The 20,558-nt window shown below is 44.2% G+C and carries 17 protein-coding genes; 2 read left to right on the top strand and 15 right to left on the bottom strand.

The window, feature by feature from the left end:
* Positions 1-564, top strand: a complete 564-nt coding sequence (gene pdxT, locus OCV54_RS09895; protein WP_055223802.1) for a pyridoxal 5'-phosphate synthase glutaminase subunit PdxT — start codon at positions 1-3, stop codon at positions 562-564.
* Between the two features lie 90 nt (positions 565-654).
* Here the strand turns inward: pdxT and OCV54_RS09890 are convergent, their stop codons facing one another.
* From OCV54_RS09890 to argC, 9 genes are all read right to left on the bottom strand, one after another.
* Positions 655-1,611: a YitT family protein gene (locus OCV54_RS09890; protein ID WP_262563300.1), complete on the bottom strand. Its 957-nt coding sequence runs from the start codon at positions 1,609-1,611 to the stop codon at positions 655-657.
* 75 nt (positions 1,612-1,686) lie between these two features.
* Complete coding sequence (locus OCV54_RS09885; protein WP_055223798.1) at positions 1,687-4,056, bottom strand: DNA internalization-related competence protein ComEC/Rec2; 2,370 nt, start codon at positions 4,054-4,056, stop codon at positions 1,687-1,689.
* Positions 4,057-4,164: 108 nt separating this feature from the next.
* The gene (locus OCV54_RS09880; RefSeq protein WP_117874671.1) at positions 4,165-5,100 is read right to left on the bottom strand and encodes a GerMN domain-containing protein; all 936 of its coding nucleotides are present in this window, start codon (positions 5,098-5,100) and stop codon (positions 4,165-4,167) included.
* 9 nt (positions 5,101-5,109) lie between these two features.
* Entirely contained in the window at positions 5,110-6,585 is a 1,476-nt protein-coding gene (locus tag OCV54_RS09875; RefSeq protein ID WP_055223797.1) for a sensor histidine kinase, read from the bottom strand.
* A gap of 1 nt (position 6,586) precedes the next feature.
* Positions 6,587-7,273, bottom strand: coding sequence for a response regulator transcription factor (locus OCV54_RS09870; protein WP_015533197.1), 687 nt, complete (start codon positions 7,271-7,273; stop codon positions 6,587-6,589).
* A gap of 30 nt (positions 7,274-7,303) precedes the next feature.
* A complete protein-coding gene (locus OCV54_RS09865; protein WP_022217179.1) occupies positions 7,304-7,921 on the bottom strand; it encodes a ComEA family DNA-binding protein in 618 nt (205 codons plus the stop codon).
* A 328-nt stretch (positions 7,922-8,249) separates the two neighbouring features.
* Positions 8,250-9,140 (bottom strand): acetylglutamate kinase, encoded by an 891-nt coding sequence (argB, locus tag OCV54_RS09860; protein WP_015533199.1) that lies wholly within the window; start codon positions 9,138-9,140, stop codon positions 8,250-8,252.
* Between the two features lie 228 nt (positions 9,141-9,368).
* Positions 9,369-10,595, bottom strand: coding sequence for a bifunctional ornithine acetyltransferase/N-acetylglutamate synthase (argJ, locus tag OCV54_RS09855; protein ID WP_022217177.1), 1,227 nt, complete (start codon positions 10,593-10,595; stop codon positions 9,369-9,371).
* A gap of 55 nt (positions 10,596-10,650) precedes the next feature.
* Positions 10,651-11,691 carry an N-acetyl-gamma-glutamyl-phosphate reductase gene (gene argC / locus OCV54_RS09850; RefSeq protein ID WP_055223794.1) on the bottom strand — a complete coding sequence of 347 codons (1,041 nt, stop codon included), beginning with the start codon at positions 11,689-11,691 and terminating at the stop codon, positions 10,651-10,653.
* Between the two features lie 419 nt (positions 11,692-12,110).
* On the opposite strand from argC, the gene OCV54_RS09845 reads away from it, so the two are divergent.
* Positions 12,111-13,349, top strand: coding sequence for an argininosuccinate synthase (locus OCV54_RS09845; protein ID WP_004848633.1), 1,239 nt, complete (start codon positions 12,111-12,113; stop codon positions 13,347-13,349).
* Positions 13,350-13,481: 132 nt separating this feature from the next.
* Here the strand turns inward: OCV54_RS09845 and OCV54_RS09840 are convergent, their stop codons facing one another.
* The 6 genes from OCV54_RS09840 to OCV54_RS09815 form a co-directional block, all read right to left on the bottom strand.
* Entirely contained in the window at positions 13,482-14,015 is a 534-nt protein-coding gene (locus OCV54_RS09840) for a hypothetical protein (RefSeq protein ID WP_004848629.1), read from the bottom strand.
* Positions 14,016-14,359: 344 nt separating this feature from the next.
* On the bottom strand, positions 14,360-15,262 hold the full coding sequence (locus OCV54_RS09835; protein WP_055223792.1) for an NAD-dependent epimerase/dehydratase family protein: 903 nt from the start codon (positions 15,260-15,262) through the stop codon (positions 14,360-14,362).
* Between the two features lie 31 nt (positions 15,263-15,293).
* Positions 15,294-17,099, bottom strand: coding sequence for an alpha-amylase family glycosyl hydrolase (locus OCV54_RS09830; RefSeq protein ID WP_055223791.1), 1,806 nt, complete (start codon positions 17,097-17,099; stop codon positions 15,294-15,296).
* A gap of 72 nt (positions 17,100-17,171) precedes the next feature.
* Complete coding sequence (locus OCV54_RS09825; protein ID WP_022217173.1) at positions 17,172-18,332, bottom strand: ABC transporter permease; 1,161 nt, start codon at positions 18,330-18,332, stop codon at positions 17,172-17,174.
* Positions 18,319-19,482, bottom strand: coding sequence for an ABC transporter permease (locus tag OCV54_RS09820; protein WP_055223789.1), 1,164 nt, complete (start codon positions 19,480-19,482; stop codon positions 18,319-18,321). Before OCV54_RS09820 ends, OCV54_RS09825 begins: the two co-directional genes overlap by 14 nt.
* Before the next feature lie 85 nt (positions 19,483-19,567).
* A complete protein-coding gene (locus OCV54_RS09815) occupies positions 19,568-20,515 on the bottom strand; it encodes an ABC transporter ATP-binding protein (RefSeq protein ID WP_015533202.1) in 948 nt (315 codons plus the stop codon).
* Between the last annotated feature and the right edge of the window lie 43 nt (positions 20,516-20,558).

Here is a 20,558-nt window from a genome sequence, read left to right as displayed (position 1 = left end):
ATGCAGGTTGGTGTATTGGCAGTACAGGGAGCTTTCGCAGAGCATGAGCATGTACTTTCCGAGCTCGGCGTATCATGCATAGAACTTAGAAATGCCGGAGATCTGAACAAGCCTTATGACGCCCTGATCCTTCCTGGCGGTGAGAGCACAGTCCAAGGAAAGCTTCTCAGAGACAGCGACATGTTCGACACTATAAAGTCTCAGATCGAGGGTGGCATGCCGGTTCTTGCCACATGTGCAGGACTTATTCTTCTGGCACAGCACATCGAAGGTGATGACACTGTACACCTTGGCACTCTCCCTGTCACAGTAAAGAGAAATGCCTACGGAAGACAGCTTGGAAGCTTCCACACAGAGGCCGAGCTTAAAGGTATCGGTGAGGTTCCTATGACTTTCATCCGTGCACCTTATGTGGCTGAGGCTTCACCTGAGGTTGATGTCCTTGCAACAGTTGATGACAAGATCGTGGCAGTTAAGTACGGCAACCAGTTTGCCCTCTCCTTCCACCCTGAGCTTGACAGCGACTACAGGATCCACAAGGCATTTGTAGACAATATCCAGTAATATATTGACTACAGTCTAAAACATATATAAATAAAAAAAAGCCTGTGACATATACAGCAGTTATCTGCCGGTATATGTCACAGGCTTTTTCTAATCTATTTTTCCGGTATGCTCCAGGCCATCAAAGCCCGTCATACTCTCATGCTCAGGAAGCTTTGTGAGCGGTTCTTCCTTCTCCTCTATCTTCTCAAGGATCTCCTTGTATTCATTATCCTTGATGTGGTTGCCGATGATCTCCGCCACATCCGTAACTGTGACAAATGCAGAAGAATCTATGGAATTGATGATGTTCTTCAGCTCACCGATCTCAAATCTCGTGATAACACAGTAGAGCACTGTCTTGTTGCCGCTTATCATTCCCTTGCCCTGCATGATGGTAACTGTTCTTCCAAGCTTCTTGTATATCTTGTCTGCCACCTCTCTGGCATCATCAGTTATGATCATGGCTGCCTTCGCCTGCTCAAGACCGGTCTCAACCATATCAAGCACCTTTGATGTTATAAAGTATGTAAGAAGACTGTACATCGCCCTGTCCAGACCAAAGAGCATTCCCGCAATAGAATATATGATCAGATTCATGCCCAGAACAACTCTTCCAACCGGCCAGTCTTTTTTCTTGTTCAGCATGATGGCCACGGTCTCCGTTCCATCCAAGCACCCGCCGAACTTGATGATGATACCAACTCCAAGTCCAAGTATCACACCGCCGAAGCACACCGCAAGTATGGTCTCTGAGGTTGCATTTTCAAGGGGTTTGAATATCTCCACAAATACTGAGAATACAGCCATGGAATAACCGGACTTCACCATGAACATCTTACCAAGCTGTCTTGAACCTATTATAAGAAACGGAACATTAAGAACGATCGTCAGAATACTCAGGGACACTTCTGTGAGATTATTGATCATGATACCTATACCGATGACGCCTCCGTCAAGTATGGTGTTCGGCACGAGAAATTCTTCGATAGCAAATGCAGCTATAACTGCGCCAAGTGTCAGCATTACAAATTCCAGCAGTAATTTTAGTTTTTTTGTCATACTCATCTTCCTTTCCACATCATAGTCGTTTCTTCCTTCCCCTGTTCTCCTTTCAGAATTCTTATTCTCATAACTCCCTGATCATCTGTATCCGGTTACCGAAATTCCACCATCCGTTATCTCTACACATATAGCTCCATGGTCTATGGTACTCATTACATCAGCTCCACAGGCATCCAAACGCTCCAGTGTCTCCCCGTGCGGATGACCATATCGGTTATTCTCCCCCGCCGATATGATCGCAAGATCCGGGTCGACTGCTCTCAGGAACTCCCCACTCGTAGAATATCTGCTGCCGTGATGTCCGACCTTCAACACATCAGCACTCAGATCACCGCCCTCCGAGATAAGCTCCCGTTCTCCATCTTCTCCCAGGTCTCCCGTAAATAAAACACTGTACCCTCGATACTCCAGACGGATAACCGCAGAAAGATCATTTGCATCTTTTATATCAGTTTTTTCGGACGGATGCAAGAAATTTAACCACACCTTAGCTGCATCCTTGCCACAGGACATTTGAGAACCGCCGTCCATATATATGATATTTACGCCTCTTTTCTCTGCCAGCTCAAGCAGTTCACCCATATTTTCAATATCACCATACATCGGAACCACAAGATTATCTATTCTGATACCGGAGTTCGTATCGCTTAGAAGATATTGGATACCGGACACATGATCCTTATCTCCGTGTGTCACAAATGCATAATCTACATGAGCTGCACCATAAAACTTTAGAACAGGCACCATCACGTACTCACCAACCTTATTGCTACTCGACGAGCCCCCATCTATCAATATATTTACTCCCATGCCAGACCTTATAAGTATGCCGTCTCCCTGACCAACATCCATAAATACAACTCTGAACTCCCGGTCAAATGAAGCTACTTCGTAACACACGCAGCACAAGGTCATGATCACAGCAGCGCACAGACAGACCATCCGCCTCCTCACCCTGGCGCAGTCTGCACTCTTTGCTCTTACAAGCAGGATCAGCACTCCAACCATAGCCATATAAAATACTACGATCATCATAACCGACACATGGCCTGTATTTATACTGTAAAATGGAAGCTTCATCGCCCATTCGCAAAGCTGCCTGTATATTGCAAGTATCAGCTTCACAGGAAACGCTCCTATGCCCACCGCCATCTCATTGCCCTGTAGTATCCCGGGAAAAATAAGCATAGCCGCAATCACGACGATACTCACAAATATTATCACAGAAACCAATGGCACTATGAGCAGATTCAGAAAGATCGAATACAGCGGAAACTGGTAATAATAGAATATAACAAGCGGTCCGGTGGCAAGTGTTATCGCCAGATTCATTACAAGTGTACTGACTACCTTATTCTTAGTTGGAATAAGCTTTTTCATAAGTGCTCCAGGCACCGCCATCCCCAGCACTGCGGCAAAAGACAACTGAAATCCGGCATCAAGGATGATACCCGGATCAATCAGCGCCTGTATGACTGACGCGGTTCCCGCGGATGTAAGCATATCAGGGCTTCGCCCCTTTACCTGACCGATCACAGATATCACCATCATTATCATGGCTCTTACAGTTGAACTCGCCATCCCAGTCATAACTCCGTAAAGTACGATCACAGATATAGCCATTATACCAGATGCCATATATGACCCTGTAAGCCTTCGCAGCACGCCGAATAATGTCATTCCTATTATTGCTATGTGCACACCGGATATCGCCAGAATATGAGCTATTCCATTCATCTGAAACAGCTTCTTCGTATCCCTGTCAATGCCGCTCTTATCCCCCAGTAGCATTGCCTTTATCACCGAGCCATCCGTCTCTCCAAACACACTGTCTGTGATCTCCCCGGACTTTATACGCAGCCTGAACAGACTGTCTCCTATACGGCTGTAGTCCTCTCCACACTCCAGAATGGAGATATCCTTTCCTACTATATATATTCCCTTGTGCGAATAATATTCCCGCGCATCGAATTCGCCCGGATTATCTGCAGAGTCCGGCCTTGACAGACTGCAGCTTAAGGTCAGCTTCATTCCGGTCTTCAGGCTTCCCACGTCTTCCATGTACAGCAATACCTTTGATCTTCCCCGGTATTCCACAGTTTCTTCTGAGTCGCCTCCGCCAAATGTTATCCATTCCGCATACACATATACCCGCCATTCATCGCCGGACTGCCTGATCTCGTACACCTTTCCTTCTATACCGCCCGGCTGCTGCCCATCGAGCTCTTCTGCGAGTCTCTCCTGCTTTGACATAGCACAACCATTCATATAACCGGTCAACAAGATCATTCCAAATATCATCATACTCAGAACGCATCTGACGATCCTGTTCTTTCTGTCTTTATCACCATGAGCTTTGCCACTATAAAAAAACATGGCTGTACCGGCTTTGTCCATGTAAACCGACAATACCGGTGCAGCCAATATGATCAGACCAATTATAAGCACTGAACTGTCAGCAGCCTCTTTATACGCCTCTCCAAGCGCAAAGCATACTGCTATCCAGAATAATGGTCTCTTTATATTCGTATCCTCCTGTTTTGTTCAAACTTCTGTTTATATCTCAAGCTTTGAATAATCAGCAGTAAATTTCCTGCTGAGATCGATGTTGTTCAATCTGTTATTTGTATTATCCACATTTATCTGTACACTCTTGACATCTTCAAGCTCCATGAGGGAATCCACAACAGAATACACAAGTATCTCATCGTCCACACCTGCTGTTCCATCCGCAAAGCTCTCATTAAATGTTATCGTACACACATCGTCAGCATCATCCACAGTGACACTCTTAACCACAGTTTTCTCATTGAGCGGTACAACTGTTCCATCGTAACTCATTCTCAGTCCTGCAACCATCTGTTCCTCCAGTGATTCAGGCGCTGATCTGTCCAGATCTATGGTCTTCTGAACCAGCTTCTGTCCTGTGCTGTCCGGCATATATATGTTGTACTCTTCATGTGGATTCATGAAGTTGTCCATATCTGAAAATGAATCATTTGTGAGCTCCTCACGCACGATACTGTTCTCATTTGCAATGTCAGTGTATTCATACACAACCTTCTTCACCGATTCGATCTGTGTCAGAGTTCTCACAAATGCCGCCTTGCTTAGCACCATCTCATATGTGTCAGTGGCCTCCCAGTCAACGTTGAACATAAGATTGATCGTCGCCTGACCGTCATATGTATATCTCTGGTACGTAACGCCCTGGGGAACCGGAACCTGTTTATCCGTCATTTCCCCACTGTCCATCAATGCGTTCATCACAGTGTCGATAAGATTCTCCGTCGTGACGAGCTGGTCTCGGGTGAAAACCTCCGGGAACAGATCAGTCCACGTTGAGTTTGCGTAGTACAGAGTCAGATTTTCATCTGAATTGTCTGCTGAATTTTTCTTTCTGCCATTCTTGCTGTCGCTTCCACACGCCACAAGAATCACCACTGCAGCCATGACCACGGCAGTGAGCATAATTCTTTTTTTCGTCGTCATATTAATCCCTTACTCGTGAGCCTGTAATGGAACCTTTACCGTAAATGTAGTTCCTTTTCCCGGTTCACTATACACATTTATAGTTCCTTTGTGCATGATAATTATATTCTTCGTGATGGCTAGTCCCAGACCGGTTCCACCAGTGTCTCGACTTCTCGCCTTGTCTACTCTGTAGAATCTCTCAAAAATATGATTTATGCAATCCTCCGGTATTCCTACACCGGAGTCTGCTACCTTGATATAGAAGTTCCTGTGGTCTGAATTGAGCGAAACCTTTATCCAACCGCCATCAACGTTATACTTTATTCCATTCTCTATCAGATTCGAGATCGCAAGAGTAAACTTCACCTTGTCTATCTCTGCCTTTATGTCTCCAAAGCTCTCAAATGAAAGCTGTATACTTCTCTTCTCCGCCAGAGGCTTAAGTCTCTTGAGTATGAGATCCATAAATTCATTCATATCCACAGGCTCTTTATTCAGGCTGTCAGAGCCTTTGTCAGTCTTAACGAGTGTAAGCAGATCACTTATGATCTCTGCCTCCCTGTCTATCTCCTGAACTATATCCTCCATGAATTCTCTGTACATCTCCGCCGGCACATCACTCTGGGTGAGCAGCGACTCTGACAGAACCTTCATGGATGTTATCGGTGTCTTTAACTCATGTGAGACATTTGACACGAATTCCTGACGGGACTCCTCAAGAAGCTGTGCCTTGTTGAATATATCGTTTATATCCTTTGTCAGCTCCTGTGTCTCCCTGAACATACCGTCCACGCTCATCGGTTCAAGGCTGCCGCCTTTCATTCCCTCTATCTCGTTTCTGACATGGTTCACATCCCTGACTGATAACTTAGCCGCAAAATAAGCAGCTATCAATCCAAGTATCAACGATATCGCAAACAGATAAGTTGCATTTCTCTTCATATATATTGACAGGTTCTCGAGAGCATCGGTCTCAAGAGATATCAGTGCCACCGCATCTGTATAGCCCTCACTGTTGATCACTGGAACTATGCGCCTGTACACATTTTCCTCTGTCTCTGATATATACTTCTGCTGCCCCTTCATTACGCTGAACACGTTCTCATCCACCAGATATCTTCCGGTGTCTTTTCCATAGGAGTCCACCACGACCTTGTAATCAGTATCCACTATAACTATACGGGCAGAGAGAGAATAAGCCATGGTCTTTATCTCGTCCACGGCTCTCCCTATATCATCCTCCGCCTTGTGTTCATTCACTATATGGGCAATGTATTCTGCACACTCCTGTGCGTGTCTGTCAAGATTTCTCTCACTCTTCGAATTCACAGTGCCCGCCAGTATCCACAGTGCTGCATAGGCGATCACTGCCACACTGACTGCCACTATAAGCGATATGATCGTTCTCTGCCCCACTCTGATACTGACTATGGATCTCTCCTGGGCGGTATTCTTCTCTTCAATTTTTTCTGTTTCAACTGTTGCACGTTTCTTTTTTTTCATATCAGCCCTTGAAGAAATATCCTACTCCCCATTTTGTATGAATGTATACCGGCTCACCCGGATTAGCTTCTATCTTCTCACGAAGTCTTCTAACATGCACATCAACTGTTCTCGCATCTCCCGGGTAGGAATCTCCCCAGATCGTATTCAGGAGTTCATTTCTTGAATATACCTTGTTTGGATGCGCCATGAGCAGCTCAAGAAGGTCAAACTCTTTGGCTGTCAAATTAAGCTCCTTACCACCGACAAATACACGTCTGCTGTCAAGCTCAACCTTCATTCCGTTGATCTCCATTACATTTGACGGTTTTGCAGGTGCCTGCTTGCGGTTGCTTCTTCTAAGTATAGCCTTGATCCTGGCCTTCACCTCAAGAATATTAAATGGCTTTGTTATATAGTCATCTGCACCATACTCGAGTCCCATGATCTTATCCATGTCCTCACCCTTTGCAGTGAGCATGATAATAGGAACATTGGAAAACTCTCTGACCATCTGGCAAACCTCTATTCCTGTGTATACAGGTATCATTATATCCAGCAGAACTATATCGTAATCATTTGCCTTTATCTTCTCTATAGCTTCACCGCCATCGTAGGCTGTATCCACTTCCATATCGTCCTGTTCCAGGCTGAACTTCAGCCCCTTAACGATCAACTTCTCATCATCCACAACAAGAACTTTCTTCATCTTAACATCCTTTCTACCCCGAGACTCATTCTATTCTGTCGATATATATGTCTCCAGTTTCTCATATATACTGTCTCCTATGCCGCTGACATTCTTAAGGTCATCTTTGCAGGCAAATGCTCCATTCTTCCGTCTGTACTCAACAATCTGCGAGGCCTTCGTCTCGCCTATTCCCGGTAACGTCATAAGTTCCGCAGCATCTGCACTGTTGATGTTGACCAGTCTCTGTTCCGACGCATCTGTCCCGGCTTTGCTCTCATCCGGAAGCTGTTCACCTCCGACAGGAAAGTACAGCTTCTGACCATCCTCAAGCACATCTGCAAGATTCACCGCAACGGTATCTGCGTCATCGGAGAATCCTCCCGCCGCCTCAAGGCCATCATTCGCCCTGGATCCGGCTTCGAGCTCATATACGCCCTCATTCTTCACTGCTCCGCATACAAAAACTGTTATGTATTCTGGAGTTTCTGAATGTATCGTTAGACTCTCGTCTGCTCCGGCTTCTTCCGCGCCTTGCTGCGAAACTTTCTCCGTAACATTCTCTTCTGAATTACCGGATATAGTTACCTGTTCTTCTCCACAGCCGGAACACAATAATGTCATTGTCAGCACGCATAAATATGCTAAATTTTTAATTATTTTCTTCATCGTGCGACACCTCCTGTGTCAGCACAGAATTACACAGGTTTATTGTATCTAAACACCTCTGAATTTACAACAATATATTTCTATTTTATTTCATTTTTGTTACTTTTTTCACAAAAGAGCCCTTTTATCCCTTATTCATTGATACTTTTTACAATACATAAAAATGTAACATTTTTATAAACTCCCCGATTCAGATCAGACATAAAAAAACAGCATACATGACCGGTAATCTTCCATCCTTACAGATGGCTGTCCACCATGGTCATATATACTGTTTTATAATTTACTATTTTATTATTTGAAGCTTTGTTATATTCTGCCATGCATCCTAGAATAAAGGCTCCTTGAGGATAGCAGTTCCGATACCCTTCTGGGTGAAGAATTCAAGAAGCAGGCAGTGCTGGAGACGGCCATCAAGTATATGCACTCTTGAAACTCCATTTTCCATGGCTGCGATACAGTTGTTAAGCTTTGGAAGCATACCACCGCCGACAACGCCCTTCTCTATGATGTCCTTTGCCTCGTGTATATCCATCTCTGAGATAAGTGTTGACTTGTCTGTTGGATCAATAAATACTCCCTCGATATCTGTGAGGAATACAAGCTTCTCAGCCTCAAGAGCTGTTGCTACTGCACAAGCAGCATCGTCCGCATTGATGTTGTAATCCTCGTAGTTCTCATCCACTCCTATAGGTGCGATAACCGGGATGAAATCATCCTCGATAAGTGATGTAAGGATGGATGTGTCAACATTTGTTATCTCTCCCACATAACCTATATCCTTGCCACCAGGGAACTTCTTCTTGACTGTGAACATTCCGCCGTCCTTGCCGCTGATTCCGACTGCCTTAAGTCCGATCTTCTGCATGAGACTTACAAGACTCTTGTTGACCTTGCCGAGAACCATCTCTGCGATCTCCATCGTCTCTGCATCTGTAACACGGAGACCGTTGATAAATTCTGCCTCCTTGCCGACCTTCTCTACCCATTTGCTGATCTCCTTGCCGCCACCGTGTACGATGACCGGCTTCATGCCGACAAGCTTCAGCATGGCAACGTCCTTGATAACGTTGTACTTGAGATTCTCGTCAAGCATAGCGCTTCCGCCGTACTTTACAACCACTGTCTTGCCCTGGAATTTCTTGATATATGGCATAGCCTCTATCAGTGTCTGTGCCTTCTCAATTACCTGATCTACTGTGTAATCACCTATAACCATTTTTCTGTCCTTCTTTCTTCTATATTTATATATCTTCGGTTTATCTACCTTAGGTTTATCTGTCTTTTGCCTTCAACTTTATCTTCCAGCCTGATCAATGTCAACGATTAACGCATCGTCTCAATTTAGTCTTATTTGATTTATTGACTAGAATCTATTTTTAAATTTACGCAATATGTTTTATCTTATAACCTGCTTCCATTTTTATATGGCTTATCTCACTGGATTTTACTTTCTATAATCCGCATTTATCTTGATATAGTCATATGTGAGATCGCAGCCCCACGCTGTGGCCATCTCATCCCCCATATTCATATGCGCCTTGAGCTTTATCTGCTTCTCTGAAAGTATGTGGCTTGCTTCCTTCTCATCGTAATCAGTTGTCACTCCATGCTTTACGATCTCAAGATGTCCTGCCACACTGGCTATCTCTATATCCACCCTGTACGGATCAAACTTCACGCCGCTCTGTCCCATGGCGCACACTATTCTGCCCCAGTTGGCATCAGCTCCGTACATGGCACACTTTACAAGATTGGAGGCCACTATCGCCTTTGCCAGATGTCTTGCAGTATCCTTATCCGGCATGCCCGACACATCCACCTGAAACATCTTGGTAGCACCCTCGCCGTCCGAGGCTATCGCCCTGACAAATGCGCGGTTGATATATCTTATTGCCTCGACAAATGCAGGAAAGTCGTCATCGGTCTCCAGCAGCTCCTCGTTGCCCGCCATGCCATTTGCAAATATCATGACAGTGTCGTTGGTGGACATATCTCCGTCCACTGACACCATATTGTATGTATCGACCACGTCAGCCTTAAGCACCTTGCCCAGCAACTCTGAACTGATATTCAGGTCTGTCGTGATAAAGCTGAGTACGGTTCCCAGGTTAGGATTGATCATTCCTGATCCCTTACACATACCTCCGATGGTGACCTGCTGCCCCTTGATCTCTAAAGTTACGGCTATCTCCTTCTTATAGATATCAGTCGTCTTGATCGCCTCCGCGGCATCCACTCCGGCATCTATAGAATATGAAAGCTCCGGCACCAGCATATCTATACCGCTCTGTATGACATCCATCGGAAGTCTCATTCCTATGACTCCTGTAGAAGCCACCGCAACCGTGCTTGGATCTATGCCAAGGCTCTTACCTACATGGGCCGCCATGGCCTCCGCATCATGGATTCCCTGCTCTCCGGTACAGGTATTTGCCACACCGCTGTTTACCACCAGCGCCTGACACATTCCCACATTCTGGCAAAGCCGCCTGTCGTATATGACCGGAGCCGCCTGAACCATGTTCTGTGTAAATGCTCCTGCCACATGAGCCGGAACATCGCTCACCAGAAGTGCCATATCTTTTTTCAGTTTATTTCTTCTTATTCCAACGTGAAGTCCCGCTGCCCTAAAGCCCGCAGGGGCGGTCACGCCTCCCGGAATTATCTTCATCCTACCACCTTATTTCCAAGTGCCTATTTTGAGGCAAATGCTTCAAACCTGATATTTATGGGAAAACAGGAGCCATGCGAAGGCCCTCAGCCTCGTCAAATCCAAACATGATGTTCATGTTCTGCACAGCCTGACCTGCTGCTCCCTTTACGAGATTGTCAAGTGCACCCATGGCTATGACTCTGTTTGTTCTCTCATCTATCTTGAAGTTGACATCCACATAGTTACTTCCCTCAACCCATCTTGTCTCAGGACATACATCCTTGTCGAGGACTCTGATAAATCTCTCATTTGCATAGTACTTATCGTATGCAGCTCTCACTGTATCGTAGTCGACCTTCTCCTTGAGGTTGGCATATGCTGTTACAAGTATTCCTCTGTTCATAGGAACAAGATGTGGAGTGAAATTAATGACTATCGGACTGCCATTCGCATATCCAAGCTGCTCCTCTATCTCAGGGGTATGTCTGTGTGTTGTAACACCATAAGCCTTGATGCTCTCGTTGACCTCACAGTAGAGATTTGCGATCTTCGCGCCTCTTCCTGCACCTGATGTTCCAGACTTAGCATCAACGATGATGGAGTTGGCATCAACCAGACCTTCCTTAACCAGTGGGTAGAGTGAAAGGATCGAACAAGTTGTATAACATCCAGGATTTGCAAGAAGTCTGCACTTCTTTATATCCTCCCTGTTTATCTCACAGAGACCATACACAGCCTCGTCAATAAACTGTGGGCTCTTGTGCTCTATCTTGTACCACTTCTCATAAGTAGCAACATCCTTTATTCTGAAATCTGCACTGAGGTCTATGATCTTGACCTTGGACAGTATCTCCTCATTTACCAGTGATCCGCACAGTCCCTGTGGTGTGGCGGTAAATATTACATCTACCTGTGAGGCAAGCTCCTCCATGTTGTCATCCATACACTTTGCATCCACGATCTGGAACATGTTGCCGTATACCTGATAATACTTCTGATCTATAAAGCTTCTTGATCCATACCATACGATCTCCGCTTCCTTATGTCCAAGAAGAATTCTTACTATCTCCTGTCCTGCATATCCTGTTGATCCGATAATTCCTACCTTAATCATAACTGCCTCCATATATATGTAAAAATTTATATTTCCATTCCCACGGATTTGTCTTAAGGCATATCCTGTTTGATTGTATACCCACTTAGTCAGCCTAGTCAACATTCATCTAATCAGACGATATGTTATCCCTCCTACAAAAAACTTTTTATAATTATACATTTTGATTGCATATTATGCAATGGTTTTTTTGAATATTTGCATAATCGTTAAAAATATACGGTTCATCAACGTTTTTGCCGCCATTTAGCTATGTATCCATGTATAAATCACATGCATATTATACGCTGATTAAATGGATATTTTGAAAAATTGCTTGCATAATATACATTTGCGTTGTATAGTTCATGTAGGCGAAAAATGGAATATATTATAAAGTAATTTTTCAAAACACTATATTTATAGGAGGATTTATTAAAATGGCTAAAGAAAAAGTTGTACTGGCTTATTCAGGCGGTCTTGATACCACTGCCATCATCCCATGGTTAAAGGAGACATACGGATACGATGTTATCTGTGCATGTATAGATGTAGGTCAGGAGAGCGAGCTTGAGGGACTTGACGAGAGAGCAAAGTATTCAGGAGCTGAGAAGCTTTACATCATCGATGTTGTAGATGAGCTCTGTGATGAGTACATCATGCCAACAGTTCAGGCTGACGCTGTATATGAGAACAAGTATCTTCTCGGTACTTCATTTGCAAGACCTATCATTGCAAAGAAGCTTGTTGAGGTTGCACGTAAGGAAGGCGCTGTTGCCATCTGCCACGGAGCTACAGGTAAGGGTAACGACCAGCTTCGTTTTGAGCTTTCTATCAAAGCTCTTGCACCGGACATCAAGGTTATCGCTACATGGAGACAGCCTGAGTGGACTATGCAGTCACGTGAGGATGAGATCGCATTCTGTAAGGCACACGGCATCGATCTTCCATTTGATGCAAAGCATTCTTACAGCCGTGACCGTAACATCTGGCACATCAGCCATGAGGGCCTTGAGCTTGAGAATCCTGCAAATGAGCCAAACTACGATGACCTTCTGGTTCTCTCAGTTACACCTGAGAAGGCACCTGATGAGCCTGAGTACATTGACCTTGACTTCGAGAAGGGCTACCCTGTAGCACTCAACGGCAAGAAGATGAAGACTTCTGATATCATCCGTGAGCTGAACAAGCTCGGCGGAAAGCACGGTATCGGTATCATCGATATCGTTGAGAACCGTGTTGTCGGCATGAAGTCACGTGGTGTATACGAGACACCTGGTGGAACTATCCTCACAGAGGCTCATAAGCAGCTTGAGGAGCTCACACTTGACCGTGATACTATGGAGTACAAGAAGCTTGTTGGAACAAAGTTCGCAGCACTTGTATATGAAGGAAAGTGGTTCTGCACTCTCCGCGAGAGCCTTTCAGCATTTGTTGCCAAGACTGAGGAGCGTGTAACTGGTCATGTAAAGATGAAGCTCTACAAGGGTAACATCATCAAGGCTGGTACTACATCAGATTATACTCTGTACTCAGAGAGCCTTGCTTCATTCACAACTGGCGACCTCTACGATCACAAGGATGCTTCAGGTTTCATCAACCTGTTCGGTCTTTCAATGAAGGTTCGTGCTATGATGGATCAGAAGCGTGAGGAGAAGGACAACGCTAACAATAAGTAATTTATTATAGTGTAGACATGAAACATCCCCCATCATACTCGTTATGAATATGATGGAGGATGTTTTTTTCTTGACAAAACAAAAAGACTGAAATAGAATATATCAAAAGAAATGGGTTTTCACCGTACAGTTTTACGACTCAAGCGGGCTGCTCGTTTCTTTTTTTATTGTGGTAATATCATGCAGGTACTTATTACCATCCTCTGAATGTTTTATAAGAAGAATAGCTGTGAATATATTATATCTATCTAAATTGCCCGTTTTATCATCATACACAGGCAGTCCAAACCTTATATCATATCTATACCAACCATATTTAGCATCTTTATTATGCTTTTGCTCTTTATTCTCTTCCCAACGTGGATTTTTGGCTATTTTTATTAGCTCTGGAATTCCCTGTGATGCTGATGCCTTTGCCTTTTTTCTTGCACCTTTTAATGCAATTCTGCTTTTCGAACCTGCATATTCAGACGGAAATTCTTTTCCAATATAAACAACATCATTTGTTTCTGTAATTTCATAACAATCCGATATATAGCCTTTTAAGTATTTTTCTATCTGCTGCCAATCATCTTTTGATAAGCCTTTAAATTTTTTGTCATTAATAATTACTATTTGATTATTATTTTCGTCCGTTATTATACTAACATTCCTGTTTTTTATCATTCAGTAACTCCTTTATTATTTTATATTTGCCAAAAATCATTATGGAAATTAAACTATAGAAATTTCAGATCACTTATTTCTACTAAAAAAGAACTAAAATCTTATTTGAGAACAATGAGTAAAACTCCATCATTGTCAAGAACTCTCTCACTATGTATCTGCATTATATCAATGCTAGCGAAGATGTAAACCCACTTATAACGAATTTACACTTTCTTAATGAATTTATACACATCGTATATCTCGACGATATTTGAATGTATATCTATAAAAAAAGATCCGGAGCCGAAGCTCCAGATCTCCCTAAATACATATCATTTACAATATCGCTGCACCAACGTACATTATTTTAAATTACAGTCTATATATTCCATATATGACTTTTTTCCAATTTCTGATTCATTTTCCACATACCACTCTGCGCATTCTTTCAATCCATCTTCCAATGATATTGTTTCCGAGTATATTTTGTTCTGCTGCTGCACATCGAGATAATATTCATAGTTATAAAAACTGAAATAATTTCTCTGTTCTATATCCTCACTGACATTTACAAACGCAGGGATCTTATCAAAGCAGGCGTAACACATCGTCACCCAGTCTTTTATAGTGACCGGCTCCACATTTCCCACATTCATGATATGAGTCTCCGGCTTTTCCTCTATTACTCTCTCCATCAGGATACAGAGATCCTTCACATGGAAGAACTGCAGCTTCATTCCACCATCTCCGGGCAGATAAAATGGCCTGTCCGCCCTGGCGCAGTCAAATACAAAAGCCTCCCTGTATACATTGTTCATAGGTCCATAAATATATGGTGGTCTGAGTATGTAAGCATCACTCACTCTGTCAAGTAATGCATCCTCCGCAGCAATCTTATCCGTACCATATGACCCCCAGTATCTGTTGAGTGCCCGTTCTGAATCTTCACGGAATGGCTGATCTCCATACTCTGGATACACTGCACTTGAGCTGATCATGATATACTGACCAAATGAACCAAGGCTGTCACATAAGTCTGTGATATCTTCCGCATTATATGCGGTTATGTCCGCCACAACATCAAAATAGATGTCTTTGAGTTTGTCTCCCAGGTCATGCCTGTCCGTTTCTATAAGTTTCACACCTGGAACCTGCGGCCTTGAATTTCTGTTCACCACATACACCTCATAGCCTTTGTCCACAAAATACTGCGCCGCATACCGGCTTACAAATACTGTACCACCCGTTATTAGTATTTTCTTCATGGAGAGCCTCCTTTAAATTGGGATTTTTTATCTACTCACCAAGTTCCAGTACCACACTCTCATTTCCAGCTAATTTCACTGAACTAAAGTCTGACACACCTGTCTCACCAGAACTTGAATAAAGTACATTTGTAACTGTTATGTCTCCGCACTCAGCAAGTGATACCGTCTGATCGCCCTCTGCAAAGTTGTGCACCACCAGCAGTTTCTGTCCATCTGTCTCACGGAAGTATGCTGTCACACTGTCACCTGTGAGCGATGCCGCTCTGTAGCTTCCTTTCATAAGGGCAGGATTGTCTTTTCTAAGCGCTATCAGTGTCTTGTAATATGAATACATTGAATCCGGATCTTTCATCTGTTGGGCAAGTCCCTTTGTCTCGGCATTCTGATCGTCCTTTTCCCATGACGTGTTGTATGTACTGTCATCTCCCCACAGGAACGGTGTCCTTATCATCTCATCCGGCTTGCTGCCGTACATTCCGAGTTCCTCGCCATAGTAAATATATGGATTGCCTGGAAGTGTCATATATACCGCTGCTATCTGTCTCGCCTTATCCAGGCTGTTCACCGACGATGCTATCCTGTCCTGATCGTGATTTGCTCCAAATACTCCATTCAGATAGTTGACATCCACGCCGTCATATTTATTCTGTATATTCTCTATCGCCACGGAAAGAGAATCACCAAAGCCTGGCACCGCCATGCCTTTCTGTACGCAGTTCAGTATCTTCTGCTGAATTGCAAAATCAAACTTCGTGTTAAATGGCTGGACATAATTTTCCAGCACCTTGTCATCCTGCCATACCTCACCCACCAGGTATACATCAGGATTTATGCTCTCGCAGTAACCGGCAAATTCGTTCCACCAGTTGATGTTTGCCGCTTCAGAATCTTCCTGCTGCTTGAACTCATGCGCCCCATAGATATGAACTGCGGCGTCCATACGGAAACCGTCAAGGCCAAGCTCCAGCCAGTGACCGGCGGCATCCTTCGCAGCCTGTCTAACATCCGGATTGTTATAGTTCAGATCCGGCATATCCGCACCGAACACACCATAATAATAGAAGTCTCCTTCCTGGTGCCACACCATATCTCCCCAGCTTGATTTGTCGAGAAGATGATTGCAGTCTTTCTTGTCGGTCTTGTACACCCACCTGTAATAATCTCTGTACTCGCTGTTCTCATCGGACTTTGCCGCCTGAAACCACGGATGATTGATACTGGTGTGATTGATGACCAGATCCATGATGACTTTCATGTCTCTGCTGTGTGCTTCGTCAAGCAATCTCTTAAGATCATCCTCTGTTCCGTAATCGGGATTCACCGCCATGTAATCCGTCACGGAATATCCGTGGTAGGTATCGGATGCAGTGATCGGCATGAGCCATATCCCATCGATCCCGAGCTCCTTCAGATAGTCAAGTTTCTCCGTGACGCCATTCAGATCGCCTATACCATCACCGTCTGAATCGGCAAATGATCTGACAAATATCTCGTAATACACACCACGATTACCCTCTTCGTCGGTCTTCTTACGAGGCTCTGCCGTAAATTCTGCCACATCGTATGCATCACTGGAATATGTTCCCTCTGCATAAGGCTCGTCATTATCCTTTTTAGACTCCTGTCCATTTTCTTCTTCGGCTCCGGCATCTGTCTGATCGTTTGTCTGACCATACGCCAAAGTCTCTGTTTCTGACGACGCAGCACCGTCCGCTCCGTCATCTGCTTTGCCGCACCCTGTACCGAGTCCAAGTGTCAGGGCCAGCATCATCACTGCAAGTCTCTTCTGCAGTCTGAGTAAGTTGTTCTGTTTCAGCACTTTCTTTTTAAGCACTTTCTCGTTCCTCCTATACTCCCTCCAAAGAACATTATAACAGACCATGCCTCATAACTTCCAGTGTATTTTCTAAGCCATAGCCCTGCCGGCGGTCTTGTACCTGTCAACGATCACTCCAACAAGTATGAACAGAACGGCAAAGAGCACCTGTACTCCCATGCTCACAAATATTCCTGCCACCGAACTGCCAGATGTGAAATTGTCGATGGCATCCGTTGCATTTGCGTACCAGTATGCCGGAAGGAAATGTGCTATCGCCATCACAGTGTCACTTAAGAACTCTCTCGGCACAAATATCCCGCAGAGGAATGCCATTCCAAGTGATATGACATTTGCACACATGGAAAGAATCTGTTCACTCTGTGTAAGCTTGCTAACTAGAAATGCCAGCGAGAGTGCTACACAGGCATACACCAGCATATTGAGTATGAACATTCCGCCCCTTGCTGAGACTATATCATATTTTATAAGTATTCTGGAAAGTACTATAAATACTACAGACAATACGCATCCAGTAAACATCATCCCCAGGACAAGTTCCCTGTTCAACCTGAAAAATTTGTATGATGAGCACTCTATTCTCGCTCTAAGCTTTTTCCTGTTATATACCTGCAAAACAGGCGCTACCCCAATTATCATAACGCATATCATGACCCACCCCAGATAGTTGTAAAAATTATATAACATGGAATGTCCTGAGGTCTTTCCTTCGGCCATATCGACTTCAGCCTTCTGCTCAAGTGCCGTCCTCGCTCTCTTATCGGCATCGTTCACATCATCTCCAGCCCTCTTGTACAGAGACACCATATTCATGTAGCTGTCAAGCCTTGTCTCAAACAGCATGGACGCCTGACTTCCGGGGATAGTCGTTATCTCAAGCAGACCATCCGCAGTATCATTTGCCCATGCATCGCCAAAGCCATCTGGTATCCTGATCACACAATCCACCGCCCTGTTGTAGAGAGCATCCTGAATACCTCGTTCGTCCATATCAACGCCATATACAAGCTGCTGCGTATCATTCAGGTAAGCCATCAATTTTCTGCTCATCTCACTGCCATCCTCATCGCTCACCGCATATTTGATCGTTTTATCCTTATAATAGTTCTGTGGATCTGTGTTTCCCACATTGATGAACACAACCATGACTCCACACAGGATTCCCACATACATGATCATCTGCCCAATATATTTTCTCAAAACCTTGAAAAAAGATTTAAACACTTGCATATCTGTTCCTCCTTACCATGAGAATCCCAACTGCTATGAGCACCACAGCCTCAATAGTCATTATGACGATATTCTCAGTGAAAACCTGGTGGTCACTGTAAACATTCAGCGCATAGAATGAATCCGATATCAGAGCCGCGGGATTGAGTTTATTTATAATCGGCACGTGCTGCTGTATCTCATACTTTACTCCGTTTATACACAGATCAGAAAGGATGGACATCACCATGGATATTCCGATCACAATACCTATCTTGGTCCCCTCAGCAAGCTTTGATATAGCCCCAACTATGACTCCTATTGCCAGACCGATAACGCAGCCCACAAACAGAGTAAGCAGGATCTCCCATACTCTGTCGCCAAAATCCACTCCTATGCATGACATGTATATAAAGCTTATGACCTCGACCACAAAATGTATAATCAGCAGTGCAGCAAACTCTGCCAAAACAAAGGTCATTTTTCTCTGTGGGGACACATTTTTTCTCTTTCCCGTAGCGCTCACATTTGCCTGAATATTGCCCATCATCTCTATAGATGAAAGTGATGCAAACAGACAGCTCATGGCAAATATGGCATAGAAATAATTGTTATACACATTCTGGCTGCCCTCAGTGCTGGCCTTCTCTGTATAATATGATCTCTGTTCTGAGAGTTTTTCCACAAGGTCCGACATATCATCCACGCCGGAAGTCCCAGACATATACTGTTGGAGTCCGATGCCATCCTTATATATATCCATAAGTGCATGCTCGTACTGCTTGTACTCAGAAAGCACTGTCTCAAGTATGCTCGCATTGACAGAACTCTCCGCAACCGTGAGCTTCACATCATCCGTATATATGATGCCCTCGACCTCTTCATCAGCCAGTGACATCTCCGCATCGCTTTCGCTCATCCTCGCAACCGACAGAAGGGCGTCATCGCCATCCGACAGCGCATCCAGCATATAATTAAGTCCATTTGCCGATTCATCCTCAGTGACCACCGCCACCTTGATATTCCTGAACATCTCATCCTGTTCATATATGTTGCCAAATGCCATGTACATGAATGTTGCAAGAAGCAGCGGGAATACCAGTGTCCAGAAGATCGACACCCTGCCTCGGACCATGATCTTTATGGTGTATAAAAAGTCCCGTATAAACATAATTCTCTCCTTTAATCCTGATTCATCTCAATTTTCCATATACAATACGATTTCAACGATCTCATATCTCTGCCCTGAATTTCGTTTAGTCTCTGAGCTCCTTGCCTGTGATCTCCAGAAATACATCGTTGAGCGTCGGGAGTTCCGTAACAACCCTGCCAAATGATATATCGTGCTCCTTGAAGAATTCCATGAGTCTCACCAGATTGTGTCTTCCACCAGAATATCTCAGCGTCAACATACCATCGCTATATTCCTCCTCATACATATGCGGCTGTCTGCGAAGCTCCGATATCTGTTTGCCTGTAAGTCCAAGCACCTCAACCTTGATGGTCTCAGTGTTCTTGATCATCTTCTTAAGTTCTTCCTTTGTTCCTACAGCTACAGACTTTCCTTTGTCCATGATGACTATCCTGTCACAGAGCTGCTCGACCTCCTCCATATAATGGGATGTGTATACGATGGTGGCACCTTCCTCATTCAGACGCTTGATCCCCTCAAGTATTCTGTTACGGCTCTGCGGATCGACCGCCACTGTCGGTTCATCGAAGAATATAAGTTTTGGCTTATGCGCTATTCCGCAGGCAATATTCAGTCTTCGCAGCAGTCCACCCGAGAGCTTCTTTGGAAGGAATTTCCTGTAATCCGCAATATCCACGAAATCCATTGTCTCCTCAACACATTTGCGTCTCTTCTCTTTGTCCTTTATATAGAGGCCGCAGAAGTAATCAATATTCTCATATACAGTCAGTTCATCGAACACCGCCACATCCTGCATTACAACTCCGATCTCTCTCTTGATATCGTAGCTGTCGGGCTTCATCTCTTTGCCAAATACCTTTATATCGCCCTTGTCAAATGTGAGCAGAGACAGTATACAATTTATAGTTGTCGTTTTGCCGGAGCCGTTTGGTCCAAGGAGTCCAAGTATCTCCCCCGCCTTCACCGTCAAACTGAAATGATCCAGCGCCAGTAGATCTTTATATCGCTTTACCAGATTGGTAACCTCTATTGCATTTTCTGAATTACTCATATATATCCTCCTGTTTTGATATCCTGTTTTTTGCCCCTCATTA

This window comes from Coprococcus aceti (assembly GCF_025567285.1).
Classification (GTDB): Bacteria; Bacillota; Clostridia; order Lachnospirales; family Lachnospiraceae; genus Coprococcus; species Coprococcus aceti.
The sequence above is the reverse complement of the archived record's forward strand: the minus strand, read 5'-3'. Positions and strand labels throughout refer to the sequence as shown.